This is a genomic window from Petralouisia muris (assembly GCF_004793545.1).
GTDB classification, from domain to species: Bacteria; Bacillota; Clostridia; order Lachnospirales; family Lachnospiraceae; genus Petralouisia; species Petralouisia muris.
The window spans coordinates 15002-33703 of record NZ_SRYA01000025.1; the positions used below are offsets into that span (position 1 = coordinate 15002).

12 protein-coding genes and 1 pseudogene are annotated in these 18702 nt (G+C 46.8%); all 13 read left to right on the top strand.

Annotation, left to right across the window (positions count from 1 at the left end; translation table 11 throughout):
• Nucleotides 1-46: 46 nt before the first annotated feature.
• A pseudogene (locus tag E5329_RS13350) lies at nt 47-1452 on the top strand (carbohydrate ABC transporter substrate-binding protein).
• Nucleotides 1453-1648: 196 nt separating this feature from the next.
• On the top strand, nt 1649-2599 hold the full coding sequence (locus E5329_RS13355; protein ID WP_135990060.1) for a carbohydrate ABC transporter permease: 951 nt from the start codon (nt 1649-1651) through the stop codon (nt 2597-2599).
• A 4-nt stretch (nt 2600-2603) separates the two neighbouring features.
• Nucleotides 2604-3449 carry a carbohydrate ABC transporter permease gene (locus E5329_RS13360; protein ID WP_135990021.1) on the top strand — a complete coding sequence of 282 codons (846 nt, stop codon included), beginning with the start codon at nt 2604-2606 and terminating at the stop codon, nt 3447-3449.
• A 12-nt stretch (nt 3450-3461) separates the two neighbouring features.
• On the top strand, nt 3462-5975 hold the full coding sequence (locus tag E5329_RS13365; protein WP_135990022.1) for a glycoside hydrolase family 3 protein: 2514 nt from the start codon (nt 3462-3464) through the stop codon (nt 5973-5975).
• 245 nt (nt 5976-6220) lie between these two features.
• Nucleotides 6221-6421 carry a hypothetical protein gene (locus E5329_RS13370; protein ID WP_135990023.1) on the top strand — a complete coding sequence of 67 codons (201 nt, stop codon included), beginning with the start codon at nt 6221-6223 and terminating at the stop codon, nt 6419-6421.
• Nucleotides 6422-6731: 310 nt separating this feature from the next.
• Nucleotides 6732-7397, top strand: coding sequence for an AAA family ATPase (locus tag E5329_RS13375; protein WP_135990024.1), 666 nt, complete (start codon nt 6732-6734; stop codon nt 7395-7397).
• A complete protein-coding gene (locus tag E5329_RS13380) occupies nt 7398-9545 on the top strand; it encodes an ATP-dependent helicase (RefSeq protein WP_135990025.1) in 2148 nt (715 codons plus the stop codon).
• A 9-nt stretch (nt 9546-9554) separates the two neighbouring features.
• The gene (locus tag E5329_RS13385; protein WP_135990026.1) at nt 9555-10499 is read left to right on the top strand and encodes an AEC family transporter; all 945 of its coding nucleotides are present in this window, start codon (nt 9555-9557) and stop codon (nt 10497-10499) included.
• A 33-nt stretch (nt 10500-10532) separates the two neighbouring features.
• Entirely contained in the window at nt 10533-10805 is a 273-nt protein-coding gene (locus E5329_RS13390) for a hypothetical protein (RefSeq protein ID WP_135990027.1), read from the top strand.
• Complete coding sequence (locus E5329_RS13395) at nt 10802-11788, top strand: Wadjet anti-phage system protein JetD domain-containing protein (protein ID WP_135990028.1); 987 nt, start codon at nt 10802-10804, stop codon at nt 11786-11788. Before E5329_RS13390 ends, E5329_RS13395 begins: the two co-directional genes overlap by 4 nt.
• A 66-nt stretch (nt 11789-11854) precedes the next feature.
• Nucleotides 11855-13489 (top strand): hypothetical protein, encoded by a 1635-nt coding sequence (locus tag E5329_RS13400; protein ID WP_135990029.1) that lies wholly within the window; start codon nt 11855-11857, stop codon nt 13487-13489.
• Nucleotides 13479-14192, top strand: a complete 714-nt coding sequence (locus tag E5329_RS13405) for a DUF6063 family protein (protein ID WP_135990030.1) — start codon at nt 13479-13481, stop codon at nt 14190-14192. Before E5329_RS13400 ends, E5329_RS13405 begins: the two co-directional genes overlap by 11 nt.
• Complete coding sequence (locus E5329_RS13410; RefSeq protein WP_135990031.1) at nt 14185-18603, top strand: coiled-coil domain-containing protein; 4419 nt, start codon at nt 14185-14187, stop codon at nt 18601-18603. The genes E5329_RS13405 and E5329_RS13410 overlap by 8 nt, the downstream gene beginning before the upstream one ends.
• Nucleotides 18604-18702 lie beyond the last annotated feature (99 nt).

An 18702-nucleotide genomic window follows, 5' to 3' on the forward strand; every position in this document is an offset into this window, starting at 1 on the left:
ATAAATGTGAGGCAGACGCCCCACGGGAAAAAGGAGGATTTATCCAATGAAAAAGAGAGCAGTTAGTATTCTTTTGGCTGCAGCTTTGACGGCAGGCGCGCTGGCAGGCTGCGGAACGTCATCCAAGACAGATTCTGACAACAAAGAGGTCGGCACACCTGCGGAAGGCGATTCTGAAGAAGGCAAGGTAATTAATATCTATAGCTGGAATGAAGAATTCCGTCAGCGTGTGGAGGCAGTTTATCCGGAGGTAAAGGAAACCTCCAAGGACGGAACCGTGACTACCTTGAATGACGGGACGGAAATCCATTGGACCATCAACCCCAATCAGGACGGCGTATACCAGCAGAAGCTGGATGAAGCTTTAATGAACCAGGCGGATGCGGCAGCGGATGATAAAGTTGATATCTTTCTCTCAGAAACAGATTATGTGAATAAGTACACAGATGCAGAAGCAGACGCAGTATGCCCCTTACGGATTTGGGGATTGATCCGGAGAAGGATCTGGCAGACCAGTACAGCTTTACCAAGGTGACGGCTTCCGACGCAAACGGCGTTCAGAGGGGTTCTACCTGGCAGTGCTGCCCGGGACTTTTAGTATACCGCAGGGATATTGCCAAGGATGTATTCGGCACAGATGATCCGGAAGAAGTGGGAAAAAAGGTGAAGGATTGGGATACTATGAAGGCAACGGCGGAAGAATTGAAAGCTAAGGGATATTTTACATTTTCCTCTTATGCAGATACCTTCCGGCTTTATGGCAACAGCATTGCCCAGTCCTGGGTCAGCCCTGGAGAAACGGTAATTAAGGTAGACCAGAAGATTATGGACTGGGTTGAAGATTCCAAGGAATGGCTGGATGCAGGTTATCTGGATAAAAACGTAAAGGGCCAGTGGAACGATGACTGGAACAAGGCCATGAGTTCATCCTCCAAGGTATTTGCGTTCCTGTTCCCGGCATGGGGCATCGACTTTACTTTGAAACCCAACTGGGACGGCGGGGACGGCGCATGGGCGGTTACCAATCCTCCTCAGGAATATAACTGGGGCGGCTCCTATGTTCATGCATGCACCGGAACAGATAATCCGAAACATGTGAAAGACATTATTCTTGCGGTAACTGCAGATCAGGAGAACCTGTTAAAGATTTCCAAGGAGTATGCAGACTTTACCAACACCCAGACTGGCATGCAGCAGGCGGCAAAAGATGATAAAGGATTTTCCTCTGAGTTCCTGGGCGGCCAGAATGCATTTAAATATTTTGCGCCAGTGGCAGAAAATATTGTGATCGCGCCTCTTTCTGCGTATGATCAGGGATGTGTGGAATTAATCCAGAACTCCTTCAATGATTATCTGCAGGGACAGGTTGATTTTGAAAAAGCAAAATCCAACTTTGAGACGGCAGTTCGGGAGCGCTATCCAGATATTACTGAGATTCAGTGGCCGGAATAAAGCACGGGATGCTTTACATAAAAATTTTGCCCTTTATCCGGTAAAAGGCTTTGGCCAGAACCCAGAGCGCGATTTTGGATGAGGTGCAGACATGGGCGCTGCCGCATGTTATACCCAAGAGCATAGTTATTTGTCAAATCATTTGCTCACGGGCGTCAATGCGGCAGCGCAATACAGAGAAAGGGGACGGCAGTTTATGGAAACGAAGCATAAAAAGATAGATTATTCGAAATGGGGATATCTGTTTATCCTTCCATTTTTTGTCAGTTTTTTCATATTTTCTTTTATTCCGCTGTTAGACACCATACGATACAGCTTTTATGAGTATTACCGTTCAGGGATTAAAGAGGTGGGACCGAATTTTGTCGGTTTGGAAAATTATATCAGCCTGCTGGGGTCGGATATGCTGAAATATGCAGGAAATACTATGATTCTGTGGATTATTGGGTTTATTCCTCAGATTGTAATTGCGCTGCTTCTTGCGGAGTGGTTTGTGGACGCCCGGCTGAAAATTCATGGAACCCAGTTTTTTAAAGTGGTGATTTATCTGCCCAACCTGATTATGGCTTCTGCATTTGCAATGCTGTTTTTCACCATGTTTTCCACCAATGGGCCCATCAACTCCATTTTATCGTCTTTGGGGTGGATCAGCCATCCCATTGATTTCCTGGGATCTGTGGCGGGAACCCGGTCTCTGGTAGGGCTTATGAATTTCCTGATGTGGTTTGGAAATTCCACGATTATGCTGATGGCTGCCATTATGGGAATCAGCCCGGACATTTTCGAGGCGGCTGATTTGGACGGCTGCAACAGCGTACAGCGGTTCTTCTATATCACGCTTCCCCAGATAAGGCCAATTCTGGCTTATACGCTGATTACTTCCATTATCGGCGGTTTGCAGATGTTTGATGTGCCGCAGATTCTGACCAACGGGCAGGGGACGCCGGACCGTACCTCTATGACGCTGATTATGTTCTTAAACAGCCATTTAAAGAGCAAGAATTATGGTATGTCAGGAGCGTTGTCTGTGTATCTGTTTGTGGTCAGCGGTATTTTATGTTTTGTGGTCTATCGGATGACAAACAATGACGATCCGGACGGTTCAAAGGCGGCAGCGAAAAAAGCAAAGAAACAAAGGAGGGGATAAGCGTATGAAAACAAAAGGACAGAACCATCCCAGAAGTATTATTGCACATATTGTACTGATTTTCCTGTCGTTTATGTGCCTGTTTTTCTTCTATATCCTGTTTATCAACGCCACAAGGTCGCATGCAGATTTGCAGAAAGGGTTTTCGGCGCTGCCGGGAAATTATTTTCTGGAAAACCTGAAAAATGTTGCAAATGACGGAACATTTCCCATGATTCGGGGAATTTTAAACAGCTTAATTGTCTCCGGCTGCTCAGCGGCTATCTGCACTTATTTTTCGGCATTGACAGCGTATGGTTTGTATGCGTATAATTTTAAATTAAAGAAAGCAGCATTTACATTTATTATGGCTATCCTTGTAATGCCTACCCAGGTGACGGCAATGGGATTCCTGCGGTTGATTACCAATATGGGAATGTATGACTCCCTGCTTCCGCTGATTATTCCCTCTATTGCGTCTCCGGCTGTCTTTTATTTTATGCACAGCTACCTGCAGTCCTCCCTTCCGCTGTCATTGGTGGAAGCGGCGAGAATTGACGGTTCCGGGGAATTCAGGACCTTTAACCAGATCGTAATCCCGATCATGAAGCCGGCCATTGCGGTGCAGGCAATCTTTACCTTTGTGGGCTCCTGGAATAATTATTTTGTTCCTGCTCTGGTGATTCAGTCAAAGGATAAGATGACAGTGCCAATTTTAATTGCAACCCTCCGCGGGGCGGATTACATGAATTTTGACATGGGGAAAATATACATGATGATTCTGGTGGCAATTGTGCCTATTATCCTGGTATACCTGTTCCTGTCTAAATATATTATTGCAGGCGTGACCCTTGGGGGCGTCAAGGAATAGATGGAGGAAATTATGGCAGTATTCAAACAGGATCACAGCGGCACATTGGAGAAAAATCCTTCTCAACGGGAACTTCGGCACGCCAGGCTGGCCAGGGAACTGGCGGCGGAAGGGATGGTCCTTCTGAAAAATGAAGGGATTCTTCCCCTTTCGGCGTCTGCGCCCATAGCTTTGTTTGGCGGTGGCGCAGTTAAGACGGTGAAGGGCGGAACAGGCTCCGGAGATGTCAACAACCGGGAAAGCATTTCCATTTACCAGGGAGTGAAAAAGGCAGGAGTTTCCATTACCAGTGAAAACTGGCTGTCCGGTTATGAGGAATGTTATGAAAGGGCTAGGAACGCCTGGAAGGAAAAGGTTCTTGCGGACGCCGGGAAGATGGAAAATCCCTTTGACGCCTATGCGATGAATCCTTTTTCTCTGCCAGAAGGTCCAGCTATTACGGAAGAGGATGTGAAAGGGGCGTCTGCGGTTTTGTATGTTATCAGCCGCATTTCCGGCGAGGGCAAAGACCGCAGCAGAGAAGAGGGAGATTATTATTTAAGCAAACGGGAGCGGGAGGATCTTCTGTTTTTGAACCGCCAGAAGATTCCCATTGTGCTTATTCTGAATGTGGGCGCGCCGGTGGAACTGACGGATATCCTGCAGGATGCGGAGAATATCAAAGGGATTTTGCATATTTCTCTGCCAGGGCAGGAGGGCGGACATGCGGCGGCGGATGTTCTGTTTGGCGCATCAGCGCCTGGGGGAAGGCTTACTTCCACTTGGGCAAAGCGTTATGAGGATTACCCTTCTGCGGAAGCCTTTGGAGCCTTGAACGGGAATCTGGAGACAGAGGAATACCGGGAGGGCGTTTATGTGGGATACCGGTATTTTGGAAGCTTTGGAGTGCAGCCGCTGTTTCCCTTCGGTTATGGACTTTCTTATACGGAATTTACCGTTGGTTTTGACAGATTAGAGGTAACGGAGACGGGAGCAGAGGTTACAGTTACTGTAAAAAATATCGGGGAAACCTGCGCTGGCAGGGAGGTAGTGCAGCTCTATGTGACGCTGCCCCAAAAGGAATCCGGGGAAGAGGAGCCGCCGTTTGGTATGTTCCGTCTTCTGGGGAGAGAATACTGCCGTCTGGCTGGGTTTGCCAAAACCGGACTGCTGCAGCCGGGAGAAATACAGCAGCTTACCATTGCAATCGATCAGAAGCAGCTGGCAGGATTCTCGGAAGAGACACAGGCATGGATGATCGAAGAGGGCTCTTATGGACTGTGGATTGGAAAGCATGCAGAATCTCTCCAGCCGGCTGCTGTCCTTACTGTGCAGGAGACTGTTGTGCTGGAGCGGACGGAAGCGATATGTCCCAAGCAGACGCAATTTGAGGAATTTGCCGAACCCAAAGAGGCAAAGGAGAAGGCGAAACAGTGGATGCAGACGGTAAAAGAGCAGAATGTGCCGGAATTTCTTTTCCGGCCGCAGACAGGGCCGGACAGAGCGTCCAGGGTTCCAAAAGAAAATGGAACAGCCGGCAATCTGGCAGAGGAGCTGCCTGTTTCGGAATTGATTCCTCTTTTGTATGGAAATATTACAAAAGGCGCCAGCACTCTTGGTTCGGCGGGAATCCGGGTGCCGGGCTCAGCAGGAGAGACTACGGAGGCGTTAGAGCATAAGTATGGCATACGTTCCCTGATTATGGCGGACGGTCCGGCGGGGCTGCGCCTGCGCCAGAGTTACCAGGTGGACAGGAGTTCGGATTCCGTGTATGGAGTGGGCGTCCTTGGCTCTTTGGAAAATGGTTTTCTGGAGGAAATGGAATGGCATGAGGACGCAGACACTTATTATCAGTACTGCACCGCATTTCCGGTGGGAACGGCGCTGGCCCAGACCTGGGATACTGATTTGATGAAGATGTTCGGCAGGGCAATCGCCGTGGAAATGGAAGAATTTTATGTGGATCTGTGGCTTGCGCCCGGGATGAATATTCAACGGAATCCTCTGTGCGGCCGGAATTTTGAATACTATTCCGAAGATCCGTTCCTGTCAGGGAAGATGGCGGCGGCTGTAGTTTCCAGTGTGCAGGCGGACGGAAAATGCGGCGTTACGGTGAAGCATTTTGCCTGCAATAACCAGGAGGATAACCGGATGGGGGTAAGCGCATGTGTTTCCCAGCGAGCCTTAAGGGAAATATATCTCCGTGGATTTGAGATAGCGGTGAAGGAAAGCGCGCCCCTTGCCGTAATGTCTTCCTATAATCGAATCAATGGAGTCTATGCAGCGAATTTGGGTGATATTTGTACAAAGGCGCTGCGGGAAGAATGGGGATTTGAAGGAGTGGTGATGTCGGACTGGAACACGACGGTTCCAGAGGACGGGAGCGTTCCCTGGAAATGCGCTGCTGCCGGAAATGATATTATTATGCCGGGAAACCCAGAGGATGATGCAAATATCCGGCAGGCCTATGAACGGGGAGAGCTTTCGGAAGAAGCGATCCGCGCCTGTGCGGGAAGGGTGATTGCTCTGGTGAAGAAATTGGGATAAAGAATATTCGGCTGGAATGCATGCAGATTTGTTTGCATTCCGGCCGAATTTTTGTCTTTTGAATCAGCGGCTTCTGATATATAGCCCTTGCAGGTGTAGTATCATGATACATAGTTTTTCTTACACAAAGTTCCTTTACGGACAGAGTCTTTTGTGATAAACTGTGGTAAGAACGGTGAAACGGGCAGAAATCAGTTTCGATACAGAATGGAATTCCATCAGTGGAGAAAGGCGAAGGCCGGATAATGAACTTTACAGAATTTATCAGAAAGACAGATAAAATAGCAGAGAGTATGCCGCCGGAGAATCTGGCGGCATTTCTGCATGATTACGCACGCAGCGTTCCAGAGTGCAAAAGGGAGGAGTTTCTGGAACGCTTACTTTCTTTTTCAGATAAAAGTGTGGATTGGAATAATGCTGGCAGGCTCAGGCGATCTGGAGGATAACAGGCCAGGGAGTTATAAAAGCAGCAAAACGTATTACTCCTTGCTGTTTTTGTATCTGTATAAGGGAGAGAGCCTTCCGGTGGGCTTAAGCAGAATGTGCAAAAATTCCATGGGTGCGGTACAGTTTGACAAAGAAACATACTTAAGGGGAATGCGCGGCCTTCGTTGCGGCTTTGGGGGAAGTGAAGGAGTCCTGCGGCGAGCCGGGCGCAAAAGACAGAATTATGGAGGAATACCGCAGCAGATATGCAAATGATGCAAGGATTCAGCTTTCATTGTCATTTCTTAGCTAGGTGAGAAAGGAAAAGATATGGGAATTTATTTGAATTCAGGAAATGAAAAATTATTTAAATCTGTTCATTCCAAAGTATATGTGGATAAGACAGGTTTACTTCAATTTACCAATAAAAAGTTAAATACGGATCAGCAGTATCTTTGTATCAGCCGTCCCCGCCGTTTCGGCAAGTCTATGGCCGCAAATATGCTGACGGCTTATTACAGCAGGGGCTGTGATTCAAAGGAACTTTTTGCAGGGCTGGAAACCTTTGAGGCTTTGCGGATGTATATTGACATGAATTTTGAAGGGTTGAAGGATGATGTGCTGACCTTGCTGATTCATCTTGGATATCTGGGATATGATTTTGACAACAAACATAATGATGAAAATGCTTTGCGCTATACCATTTCCCTTGCCCTTTATGCGGCGTGGAATTTTTATCATATACATCGGGAATTTCCCGGGGGAAAAGGGTTTGCGGATCTGGTATTTCTGCCCAGAAGAAAATTTCCGGATAAGCCTGCGCTGGTGGTGGAACTGAAATGGAATCAAACGGCAGAGGGCGCCCTGGCTCATATCAAAAGAAAAGAGTATTGCAGCAGTTTGTCAGAGTATCATGGAAATCTGCTTTTGGTGGGCATTAATTATGACAAAGGCACCAGGAAGCATACCTGCAGAATAGAGGAGTTTGTGAAGTAAATGGAATTTGATATTTTACAGCAGCTAAATGAAGAGCAGCGGGCAGCCGTCGCCTGCACGGAAGGATATGTCCGGGTGATTGCAGGAGCGGGAAGCGGCAAAACCAAAGCGCTGGCCCACCGTTATGCCTATCTGGTGCAGGAACTTGGAATATCCACGGCCAATATTCTGTGCGTGACTTTTACCAATAAAGCTGCCAATGAGATGAAAACAAGGATTCGCTCTATGATAGGAGACAGCGACACAGGGCTGGTGGCCACCTTTCACGGATTCTGCGTCCGGCTGCTGAGAGAGGATATTCATACCATGCAGTATCCTGAGCACTTTATGATACTGGATTCGGAGGATGCGGATACTGTTTTGAAAAATGTCTATCAGGAAAATAAAATTGATTCCAGGGCTTATACCCTTACTATGGCAAAGGATATGATAAGCTTCCGGAAGCACCGGGAAGATTATCTGTCCTGGTTTTTGGAAATGGATTTGGAAAAGCTGCGGGAAAAATACCTGAATTCTCCTAATCCTCGAGAACAGATTTTTTATGGGTATTTGTATGAGCAAAGGAAAGTGTTTGGGCTGGATTATGATGACCTGATTCTCTCTGCTCTTTATATCCTGAAAAATTTTGAGGAAAAGAGGCATAAGTGGCAGGAAAAACTGGAATATATTATGGTAGATGAGTTTCAGGATGTCAGCGCGGCCCAGTACGAGCTGGCGGATCTTTTAAGCGGATACCACAAGAATCTTTTTATTGTAGGAGACCCGGATCAGACCATCTATTCCTGGCGGGGCGCAGACGTGCATTATATTCTGAACTTTGATAAACATCACCCGGATACGCAGACCATTGTGATGGACAGAAATTATCGTTCTTCCCCGGAGATTTTAGATGTATCCAATTCTCTGATTGCCAAGAACCGGCTGCGGGTGGAGAAAAGTTTAAAACCAATCCGTCAGGCAGGGAGGAAGGCGTTATACAACCATGCCCGGACGGTAAAGGAAGAGGCGGAATGGATTGCCGGGAAAATAAAAGAACTGCGGGAAGAGGGAGCGGGATTTTCAGATATTGCCATTCTCTACCGGGCGCATTTTGTGTCCAGAAGCCTGGAAGAAATTTTTGTAAAACAGCAGATTCCCTATGTGCTCTACAGCGGCATAGAGTTTTACAGGCGCAGGGAAGTGAAGGATATTTTAAGTTACCTGCGGATGGTTGCTGCCGGGGATGACATGTCTTTTTTGCGTGTGGTAAATGTGCCAAGAAGAAATATCGGAAATAAGCGGTTGGATCTGCTGAAAGAATACGCCGGGGCGAAGGGCTGTTCTTTGTACGATGCGCTGAAGGAAAATTTACAGCAGGATTTGATTGCCAGAAGCAAGGCAAGTGAATTTGTGGATTTAATTGAGAAATATCGGGGAATCTATAAAGAATTGAAGATTACAGACTTGCTGACAGGGATATTGAATGACAGCGGCTATGAAAGCATGCTTCGCCAAAGCGGGGAAGAGGAACGGCTGGATAATCTGGCGGAACTGAAGCAGTCTGTTTACAATTATGAAAAAGAAACAGGGGAGGAAACTCTTCTGGAAGATTATCTGCAGCGGATTGCGCTGTTTTCGAATATGGATAAGAAAGAACGGAAAGACAGTGTGAAAATGATGACGGTTCATACTGCAAAGGGCCTGGAATTTCCCTATGTATTTGTGTGCGGGCTGAATGAAGGAATTTTTCCAGGAAAGCGCGTGGACACAGAAGAGGGGCTGGAGGAAGAGCGCAGGCTTGCTTATGTGGCTTATACCAGGGCCGGAATTGGGCTTTTTTTAAGTGATGCGGAGGGAATGAATTATGATGGTTCCTTTCGTTTTCCTTCCAGATTTATATTTAATATCGGGCGGGAATATCTTAATTATGTCAGGGAACTGGAGCCTGGCCTTGCAACGAATGCGAGGCATTATATTTCTGCCAGTGAACGGAAACTGAATCTGTCGGCGGCAGGATTTTCGCCGGGGGATCAGGTAAGGCATAAGGCATTCGGCCTGGGGAAAATATTAGAAGTGAAAAAGGAAAAGGGCTGCTATGTGATACAGTTTGAGAAGTTGGAAACAGCCCGGAATATCAGTTTTCATGCACCGCTGGAAGGGGAAAGATAGGAGGAAAATATGTTGATTCTACAACAAATGCTGGTGTTGTTTTTGATTATGGTGGCCGGATTTTTTGCGGAGCAGAAAAAGATTCTGGATGAGGATGCCTGTAAAAAAATATCCTGGATTGTGGTAAACATTGCCAATCCTTCTATGATTTTGTCCAGCGTGTCCGGGGACAGCCGGATACAGCCGGAGGAACTGGCAGTTACCATTCTGATTGCCGTCTGCATGTTCGGATGTTTAATTGCCCTTGCAGCAGTTCTTCCAATGGCATTGAGAGCGGACAAGTCCCAATATGGAGTGTATCGGGTAATGACAGTATTTTCCAATATCGGATTTATGGGTTTTCCTATTTTATCTGCACTGTACGGGAAAGAATCCTTGCTTTATGCAGCATTGTTTGTGCTGATTTATAATGTACTGATTTATACCTATGGGATTCTGTGCCTGAATCGCAATTCTCAGGGAAGTTTCGGACAGGCTAAGATTTCAGACAGTTTAAAGCAAATCGGGAATGTAGGCGTATTGTCAGCCGTTGGGGCATTGATTCTGTATTTTGGAAATATCAGCCTGCCGGCTGTGCTCTCCCAGGCGTTTGAGATGTTTGCAGACCTGACTGCTCCTTTGAGCATGATGGTAATAGGCGCTTCCTTTGGGCAGATGTCTATAAAAGATATGGCAATGGATGTGCGGCTTTTGGTATTTTCGGCAGTGAAGCTGCTGGCTGTTCCCGTGGGCGGCATGTGGGTTCTTTCCCGGTTTGTGGAAAACCCCATTTTGTTGGGAGTCTGTTTGGTGATGCTGGCAACCCCTGTGGGAAGTCTGACGGCCATGCTTGCGAAGCAGTATGACTGTGACAGCGAGCTGGCCTCCAGGGGCGTGGCGCTGACGACTTTGCTGTCAGTGGCGGCAATTCCGGCAGTGGCGGCAATTTGCAGGGGGATGGGGATTGCTGTTTAGGCGGCAGGCAATTCCCCTTGAAATCTCTCTGCTTTGATAGTATACTTAGGGCAGAAACTGCATCATGTCAATAATGTGGATAAATCTGTCATTATGACGGTGGCAGGAGCGGCCAATTATAAAAAAGATTTTCATGCGTTAGAGAAGGAAGGAGGGGCTGGTATGTGGACAGGGTTTGAATTCGGCCTTTCGGAACATGATATTATAGAGAAACTGCAAAGTAAATTGAATATCTCCCTGCAAAAGGCACAGGAGTATTTGAATATGTTCGGACAGCAGTTTATGCAGCCGAAGGAACGTCCATGAAACGGATTTCCCTGGAAGAACTGTTCAGGCGGCATCCTGCGGATTCCTATCAGCAGCAGTACGCCCGAATTATGGATTTGCTGGAACAGGGCAGGCTGAAGCCGGTGAAAAAGGCAGGGACAAACGGAAAAAAGCCTGCCTTATTTCTTGCTTACTGGCAGGTCGAAGAACAGGTTTCTTCTTATCAGGAGCTGGAAGAAGAATTAAAATATCATTTGGAGCCGCTGATTTCCATTGAGTATTATCTCTCTCATCTGCAGGCTTACCAGGCAGACAGGCCATGGGTTCTGATGCTGAACCGTTATCTGAAAGAGAACCGCTTCTTGTTGGAACAGCCTGAATCCTGCAATGAACGCAGCTTTGAAATCTTCGGCCGTGAGAAATTTCTTGCCAGGGAACAGGGCAGGAAAATCCTGAAACGGTGCAGAATCGAGCCGGATTTTTTGAATCTGTACGAGACGGCGGAGCCTTTTGCTTACTACACGCACACCAGGGAAACCCCTCAGAATATGCTGATTCTGGAAAATAAAGACACTTTTTTCAGTATGCGAAGGTTTCTGCTGGAAGGAAATTCCTGGGTGCTGGGCGAGAAAATCGGAACGCTGATTTACGGCGGCGGAAAACGGATTGTCAAATCCTTTCAAGATTTTGAATTTTCTGCAGAGCCTTATATGCAAGCAGAAGGAAATAAAATCTATTATTTCGGTGATTTGGATTATGAGGGAATTGGGATTTATGAGAGTCTTGCCGGACAGCGCAGGATTTGCAAAAGACCGGTTCCCTTTCCGGCGGCTTATGAGAAAATGCTGGAGAAAGCGGCAAAGACGGCTGCCCTGCCGGATACGAAAGAGCGCCAGAACCAGAATCTGAAAGGTGATTTTTTTGCGTATTTTTCGGAAGATACGGTGGCGCGGATGAGAGAAATTCTGGAGCGGGGCAAGTATATTCCCCAGGAGATTTTAAATCGAAAGGATTTTAAGTGACAGTTCAGATCATTTCGCTGCGGCGAAAAAATTACAGGAAAGTACCTAATACATAGAGGAGCACACATGCAGTACGAATTTTTAAAGCATTTCCCCAGACGGATGAAAAACGTTGGCTTATATGCCGTTCTGGTTCAAAACAGCCTCCAGAAAGCCACCTGGAAAAAATACGAATTTCAGACTATGGACGAGCAGTTTAATATGATTTTTGCAGTGCTTTTGTATATTATGGAGCAGTCTTTGAAGGAAGAACACTGTACGATGGATGATATCGGCGCCTATATTGACACTGTCAATATGCAGTATTTCCAGAAAAACATGACCTTTGAGGATTGCCGCGCACTGGGGGATTTTATTGTAAATGTTATCCTTTCCAACGAAGGAAAGGTGATGTATTTTTCCGGGTTCAATTTTGAACAGAAATCTTACCAGCAGATTAATATCAGTTACGTGGCCAACCGGATTGTGTATAGCCAGCAGGATGTGAAACGCACTTCTTATTATCTTACCGATGACGGTTATAATCTTCTGTTATCCACGCTGGAAATTGAAAATAATATGAAGCTGACCATCCACGAAATGATTTTTCAGATGCATTTGGAGAAGCAGAGCTACGACAAAGCGGTGGATGAAATCAAGAATGTGTTTAATCTTCTGCGCATCCAGCTTCAGAAAATTCAGGAGGCCATGGGGAAAATCCGCCGGAATGCACTGAATTATTCGGTCAGGGATTATCAGGAAATTTTAAATGAAAACTTAGAAACCATCAGCGACACCAAACAGAAATTTCAGAATTACCGGGAACTGGTAAAGAGCCGGGCAAAAGAACTGGAGGAATCCAACATCAACGTGCGAAGGCTCACTGAGAAAGAGGAAGAGAAGCTGAATCATCTGAAAGAGATTGAACAGTATTTAAACCGGACCATAGATGAGCACCAGAAGATTTTAAACAGCCATTTTGATTTAAAATCATTATACGCCAAGGAGCTGGAGGCTTTGTCCCAGATGTCCTTTATCCAGCGGTTTCCTATGCGTGCGCAGCTGTATGACAGAGTTTTGGAGCAGCCGGAGGCTCTTGAGCGGCTGGAATATTTTCTGCGGCCCCTGTTTTGTCAGGAAATAGATAAAATCTATAATCTGAACAGAGCCTTTCAGCTGCAAAAGCCCCTGCGCACAAAGGCTGAGACAGATTCCGGAGAAATGCTGGATTTTGACGCAGGAGAGTGGGAACGGGAGCAGGAAGTGATCCGCCGGGAGAAGTTAAGGCGTTATGAGCAAAGTATTGCCTGGCTTCTGCGGCAGGCGTCGAAGCCGGGAGAGATTTCCCTGGAGGAAATCTCAGAGCAGGCGTCAGAAGAGGATTTGAAAGTGTTGATTCCCAATGTGGAAATATTTAAAGAAATTATGGTGGAACTGATACGGAATAAAGAGATAGATATTCCGGCTCTGAGGAAAGAACAGAGTGAATATATTCAGGAACAGTCCGGGGAGTTCCAGCTGAATCTGGTGCTGCTGCATCTAACCCAGAACTGCCGGGAATTCCTGGGAATCGTTAAGATTGAAACCTACCGGTTAGAAGACGGGAAGGTGGTTGTTTTTCCAGACGCTCCCGATGAGAGCGGAGAGAAGAAGACCATCCGGTGTTCCAATGTGCGGATTCGGGTGACCGAGGATTTAAGGAGGAAAACAGATGGCGTATGAGACAGAAGAAATCCGGCAGAGCCAGGAGATTTTCTATTATTTACTGGAGCATCATGAACTGCAGGAGGAAGAAGAGCAAACGCTGTACCGGGCTTATGCAGAGAGGGAAACGGTGCAAAGTCTGGTGAAATCCCAGGGGGAAATCGCCATGTGCAACATTGAGCGTTACGGCAATGTGATTTATCTGATTCCCAAAGAGGAAAATAATTTCCTGGGCTTTTCTAAACCCCAGTTGAAGGCAGTTCTGTGCAAATCCAATGGTACGGACAAAGATTATTACCTTTCTCAGTTTGTGATTCTGACCCTTTTGGTGGAATTTTTTGACGGACAGGGAAGCAGCAGTAAATCCAGGGAATATATGCGGGTAGGCGAATTACAGAACTGCATTTCCCAAAGGCTGAAGGAGGGGGTACAGAACCTTTCCGAGGAGGAAGAGGAGCAAAAGGGCATTGCTTTTTCCAATATGATGGAAGCCTATGAAGCCCTTCGTTCCGATGAAAAATCCACCCGGGCAAGAACCACTAAGGAGGGCTTTTTGTACCATATCCTGATGTTTTTGCAGAAACAGGGACTGATTGAATATGTGGAACAAGACGAGATGATAAAGACCACCAGGAAACTAGACAGTTTTATGGACTGGAACTTGCTGAACCAGAACAATTACCAGAGAATCCTGAAGGTATTGGGGGAAAACCATGAGTAAAATCAATGCAGTACGGCTGATTAATATCAATTACAACAATAACAATATCCGTGTCAGTGATGAAACCTTCCATTTCAATGGAGAAAGCACGCTGTTGTCTCTCAGGAACGGAGGCGGAAAATCCGTGCTGGTGCAGATGATGACGGCGCCTTTCGTCCACAAGCGTTACAGAGACGCCAAGGATCGTCCCTTTGAAAGCTATTTTACCACCGCTAAACCCTCTTTTATTCTGGTGGAGTGGGCTTTGGATCAGGGAGCAGGATATGTGATGACGGGAATGATGGTGCGCAAAAGCCAGGATGGCGAAGAGGGCAGCCTGGAAAATCTGGATATGGTGAACTTTATCAGCGAATACAAGGGCTCCTGCCTGCAGGATATTCATCGTTTGCCTGTGGTGGAAAAGGGAAAGCGGGAAATCATTCTGAAGAGCTTTGCCGCCTGCCGCCAGCTGTTTGACGGCTATAAAAGGGATCGTTCCGTGAATTTTTTCAGCTTCGATATGAATAACCATGCCCAGTCCAGGCAGTATTTTGACAAGCTTGCAGAGTACCAGATTAATTATAAGGAATGGGAGACTATTATTAAGAAGGTGAATCTGAAGGAATCGGGCTTATCCGACCTGTTTGCAGACTGCAGGGATGAAAAGGGATTAGTGGAAAAATGGTTTCTGGATGCGGTGGAAAATAAACTGAACAAAGAGAGGAACCGGATGAAGGAATTTCAGTCCATCCTGGAAAAATATGTAGGCCAGTACAAGGATAACCAGTCCAAGATCAAGCGGCGGGATACAATCCGCCTGTTCCAGGAAGAGGCAGAGCACATCGGGGATAAGAACCGAAGTTATCAGGAAAGCGGGCAGAACGTGGATGACCAGGAAAATCGGATCGCCTGCTTTCGGCAGGAACTTAAAGCACTGCATCAGGAGTTTGCTTTCAAAGAACAGGAGAACCGGCAGCAGACAGAACAGCTCCGCCAGGAAATGAAACGGCTGAATTACGAGAAATTGTCAAAAGAGTTTTATCATCTGGAAGAAGAAAAGAACTTCCATGTTAGCAATCGGGACATGATTGAACTGGAAAAGGAGGGCCTGGAACGGGAAGCGGAGAAGATAATGAATACCCTGAATCTGTTTCTCTGCGCAAGACAGCAGGAAGCGGTGGATGAGGAAAAAGCTGAATGGGAACTGGCCTGCCAGCAGCTTGCGGTAGCCAAAGAGAAAGATCAGGATTTAGAACCGGAACGAAACGGCATCGGCTCTTTTCTCTGCCGCCATTACCGAGCTGCACTGGAACATACCGGGGCTGAACTGAAGGAAAATCAGAACCAGAGAAAGGAAACCGCCGGACAGATTCAAAAGGAACAGGAGTTATTAAAAGAACTGGAGGAATCCCTGCGGAAAAACGCTTTGCAGGCCGGAGAATTAAAAAGCAGGATTGGAAGCTATGACAGAGCGGAGGAACAGTTCAATGCCCGCTATCAGGAACAGCTTCTGCGAAATATTCTGGGGGAATATGAACCGGGCAGCCTGGAAATCTTCGGGGAAGTCTGCCGTAAATCCAAAGAAGAAAAAATCCGGCTGCGATCCGCCCAAAACAGGGAACTGGAGCAGGCAAAGAAAAGGAAAAACAGCTTGGAGCGCAGCCAGTACCGCCAGAATGAGGAAAAGGCTTTTGCCTCCGCTGCAAAAGAACAGCAGGAAAAACAGCAGGAAATCTATGACCAGGAGTTGGCAAAGCGCAGGGATATTTTAAAGTATCTGGAACTGGAAGAAGCTGCATTGTTTGAAGAAGAAAAGATTTTCCAGACGGCAGACCGGAAGCTTTTGGAGATTGAGAGTCTGCGCCGGAATCTGGAAAAAGAGGAAAATGAACTGCAAAAAGAATATCAAAGGCTCACCGAGGGCAAGATTCTGGAGATTCCCCCGGAGCTGGTATCGGAATTTGAAAAAGCTGGCATCCACATTGTCTATGGAATGGAGTGGCTGAAAAAGAACGGCTATTCCAGGCAGAAGAACCGGGAGCTGGTAAGGAGCCATCCCTTTTTGCCCTATGCACTGATTTTATCTGAGGGAGAAGCGGAAAAATTATCCCGGCTTGGCAGCATTCCAACGGGATTTCCCATTCCCATTGTGCTCCGCAAAAGCTTAGAACAGCAGGGGAAAGAAAGAGAAGGAAACCTTTTGGCGTTTCCGGGGGTCCGGTTCTACCTGCGGTTTAACGAAAATCTTCTGGATGAGGAAAAGCTGCAGCAGCTTGCAGAGGAAAAAAAGCGGCAGATAGAGAAAAAGCAGGAAATGATAGAAATCCGGAGGAAAGAGTACCAGGATTATTTTGCATGGAAGGAACAGGTGAAAAACCAACAGGTCAATAAGGAAAATTACCAGGAGAATCAAAGGCGGCTTCAGGAACTGGAAGAGAACATCCTTAAGCTGGAAAAAGAAATTCGTCTGGCTTCCCAGGAACTTTCCGAACTGCAGGAAGAGATTTCCAGTTTGGAACAGGAAATCCGGAGTACAGAAAAACAGATAGAGATTCTGGAACAGAAGGAACGGGATTTTACAGAATTATGCAAAGCATATGAAGAATACCAGGAAAACCGCAGGCAGCAGGAAAAATGCCGGAAGGAAGAGCAGTATTTGACCGATAGACGGAAATTATCCAGGCTGAAAGAGGAAAAACTTCAGGAAAAACAGCAGAGTCTTTCTAACCGCCAGGCTGATTTAGAACGGGAACAGGAAAAACAGCAGGAACAGTTTGGCGTGTATCAGAGCTACGAGGGAGTCAGACTGGAGGAAGTGCCCGAAGAAATCCGAAGAGGACTGCCAGAGGATATCTCCGAATTAGAAGCCAGATACCGGGCAGTTACAGCCGCTGTTTCTAAGGAAATCCAGTCATTGGAGGAACATAAGCAGCGAAGCGGCAGACGTTACCAGAAGGCATGCGGGGAATTGACTCATTTGTCAGAAAAGTATCATGTGACCCGGGAGCAGTGGGCTAAAATCGCCTACAGCCGCAGAGAAGAGACGCATCAGGAAATTCAGCTGGAGGACCGCAGGAAGAAGCTTAAGATAAAAGAAGGGCTTTGGAATGAAGAAGATAAACAGGCGGCGCTGCTGGCGCAGCAGATGCAGGAGCGCATCAGGCGTATGTCAGAGGAATGCGGACAGGAAGGCCCTCTGACCAAGGGGGAAATCCGCAGCGAAGATTTTGAAGCCTGCAGGAATCAGCTGGACTTTCAGTGCAAAGAACTGGAAAAAACCGGGAAAATCCTGCAGAACCGTTTAGGCAGCTATAATGAGAGCCTGACCGCTCTTGCGGAATACAGTGAGCTGCCGGTGAGAGAGCCGGTGGAGTGGGAGGAAGATTTTGCAGAAATGGACGCCCAGGGGCTTCGGAATTTTAAAGGAATGCTGCTGCGTGATTATAACAAATACTGTGGAGATCAGCGGGAAGCCAGAGAACAGCTGGTATATGTGCTGAACAAGATTGTACGGATGGAGCAGTTTCAGGAAGATTTCTACCGGAAACCCATAGAGGCCATGCTGGAGCTGTCCGGGGATGCTCAACAGGTGCAGCGGCAGTTGGATACTACCATACAGTCTTACCAGAGCCTGATGGAGAAACTTGAAGTGGACATTTCCCTGGTGGAAAAGGAAAAGAATAAGATAGTAGAATTGTTGGAGGAGTACCTGCAGGAGGTTCACAGGAATCTTGGGAAAATTGACGATAATTCCACCATTGCCATACGGGAACGTCCAGTGAAAATGTTAAAAATTCAGCTTCCTTCCTGGGAGGAAAACGAGAGTCTCTACCATCTCAGGCTGGAAGATTTTATCGACGAACTGACGAAAAAGGGCATTGGAATATTTGAGAAAAACGAAAATGCCCAGGAATATTTTGGAATTCAGATGACCACAAGGAACCTGTATGAAACGGTGGTGGGAATTGGAAATGTGCAGATCCGCCTTTATAAAATTGAGGAGCAGCGGGAATATCCCATCACCTGGGCGGAGGTTGCCAGAAATTCCGGTGGGGAAGGCTTTTTGTCTGCCTTCGTCATACTCTCAAGCCTTTTGTATTTTATGCGCAAGGACGATTCGGACATTTTTGCGGATCGGAACGAGGGCAAGGTGCTTTTGATGGATAACCCCTTTGCGCAGACCAACGCTTCCCATTTGCTGAAGCCTCTGATGGATATGGCGAAAAAAACCAATACCCAGTTGATCTGCCTGACAGGTCTTGGCGGTGAATCCATATACAGCCGTTTTGATAATATCTATGTGCTGAACCTGGTGGCGGCCAGCATACGGCAGGGAATGCAGTATCTGAAGGGGGAGCATATGCGGGGGAGTGAGCCTGAGGAGATGAGCGTATCGCAGATTGAGGTGGTGCAGCAGGAATTAATGTTTTGACGAAGGAAAAAAAGTTCTGGTATTTTCTATAGAAGTGTGATATAATTTCAAAATGACTGTGAGTGAAAGCATCAGCTATATCATTATAGAAGATATAAT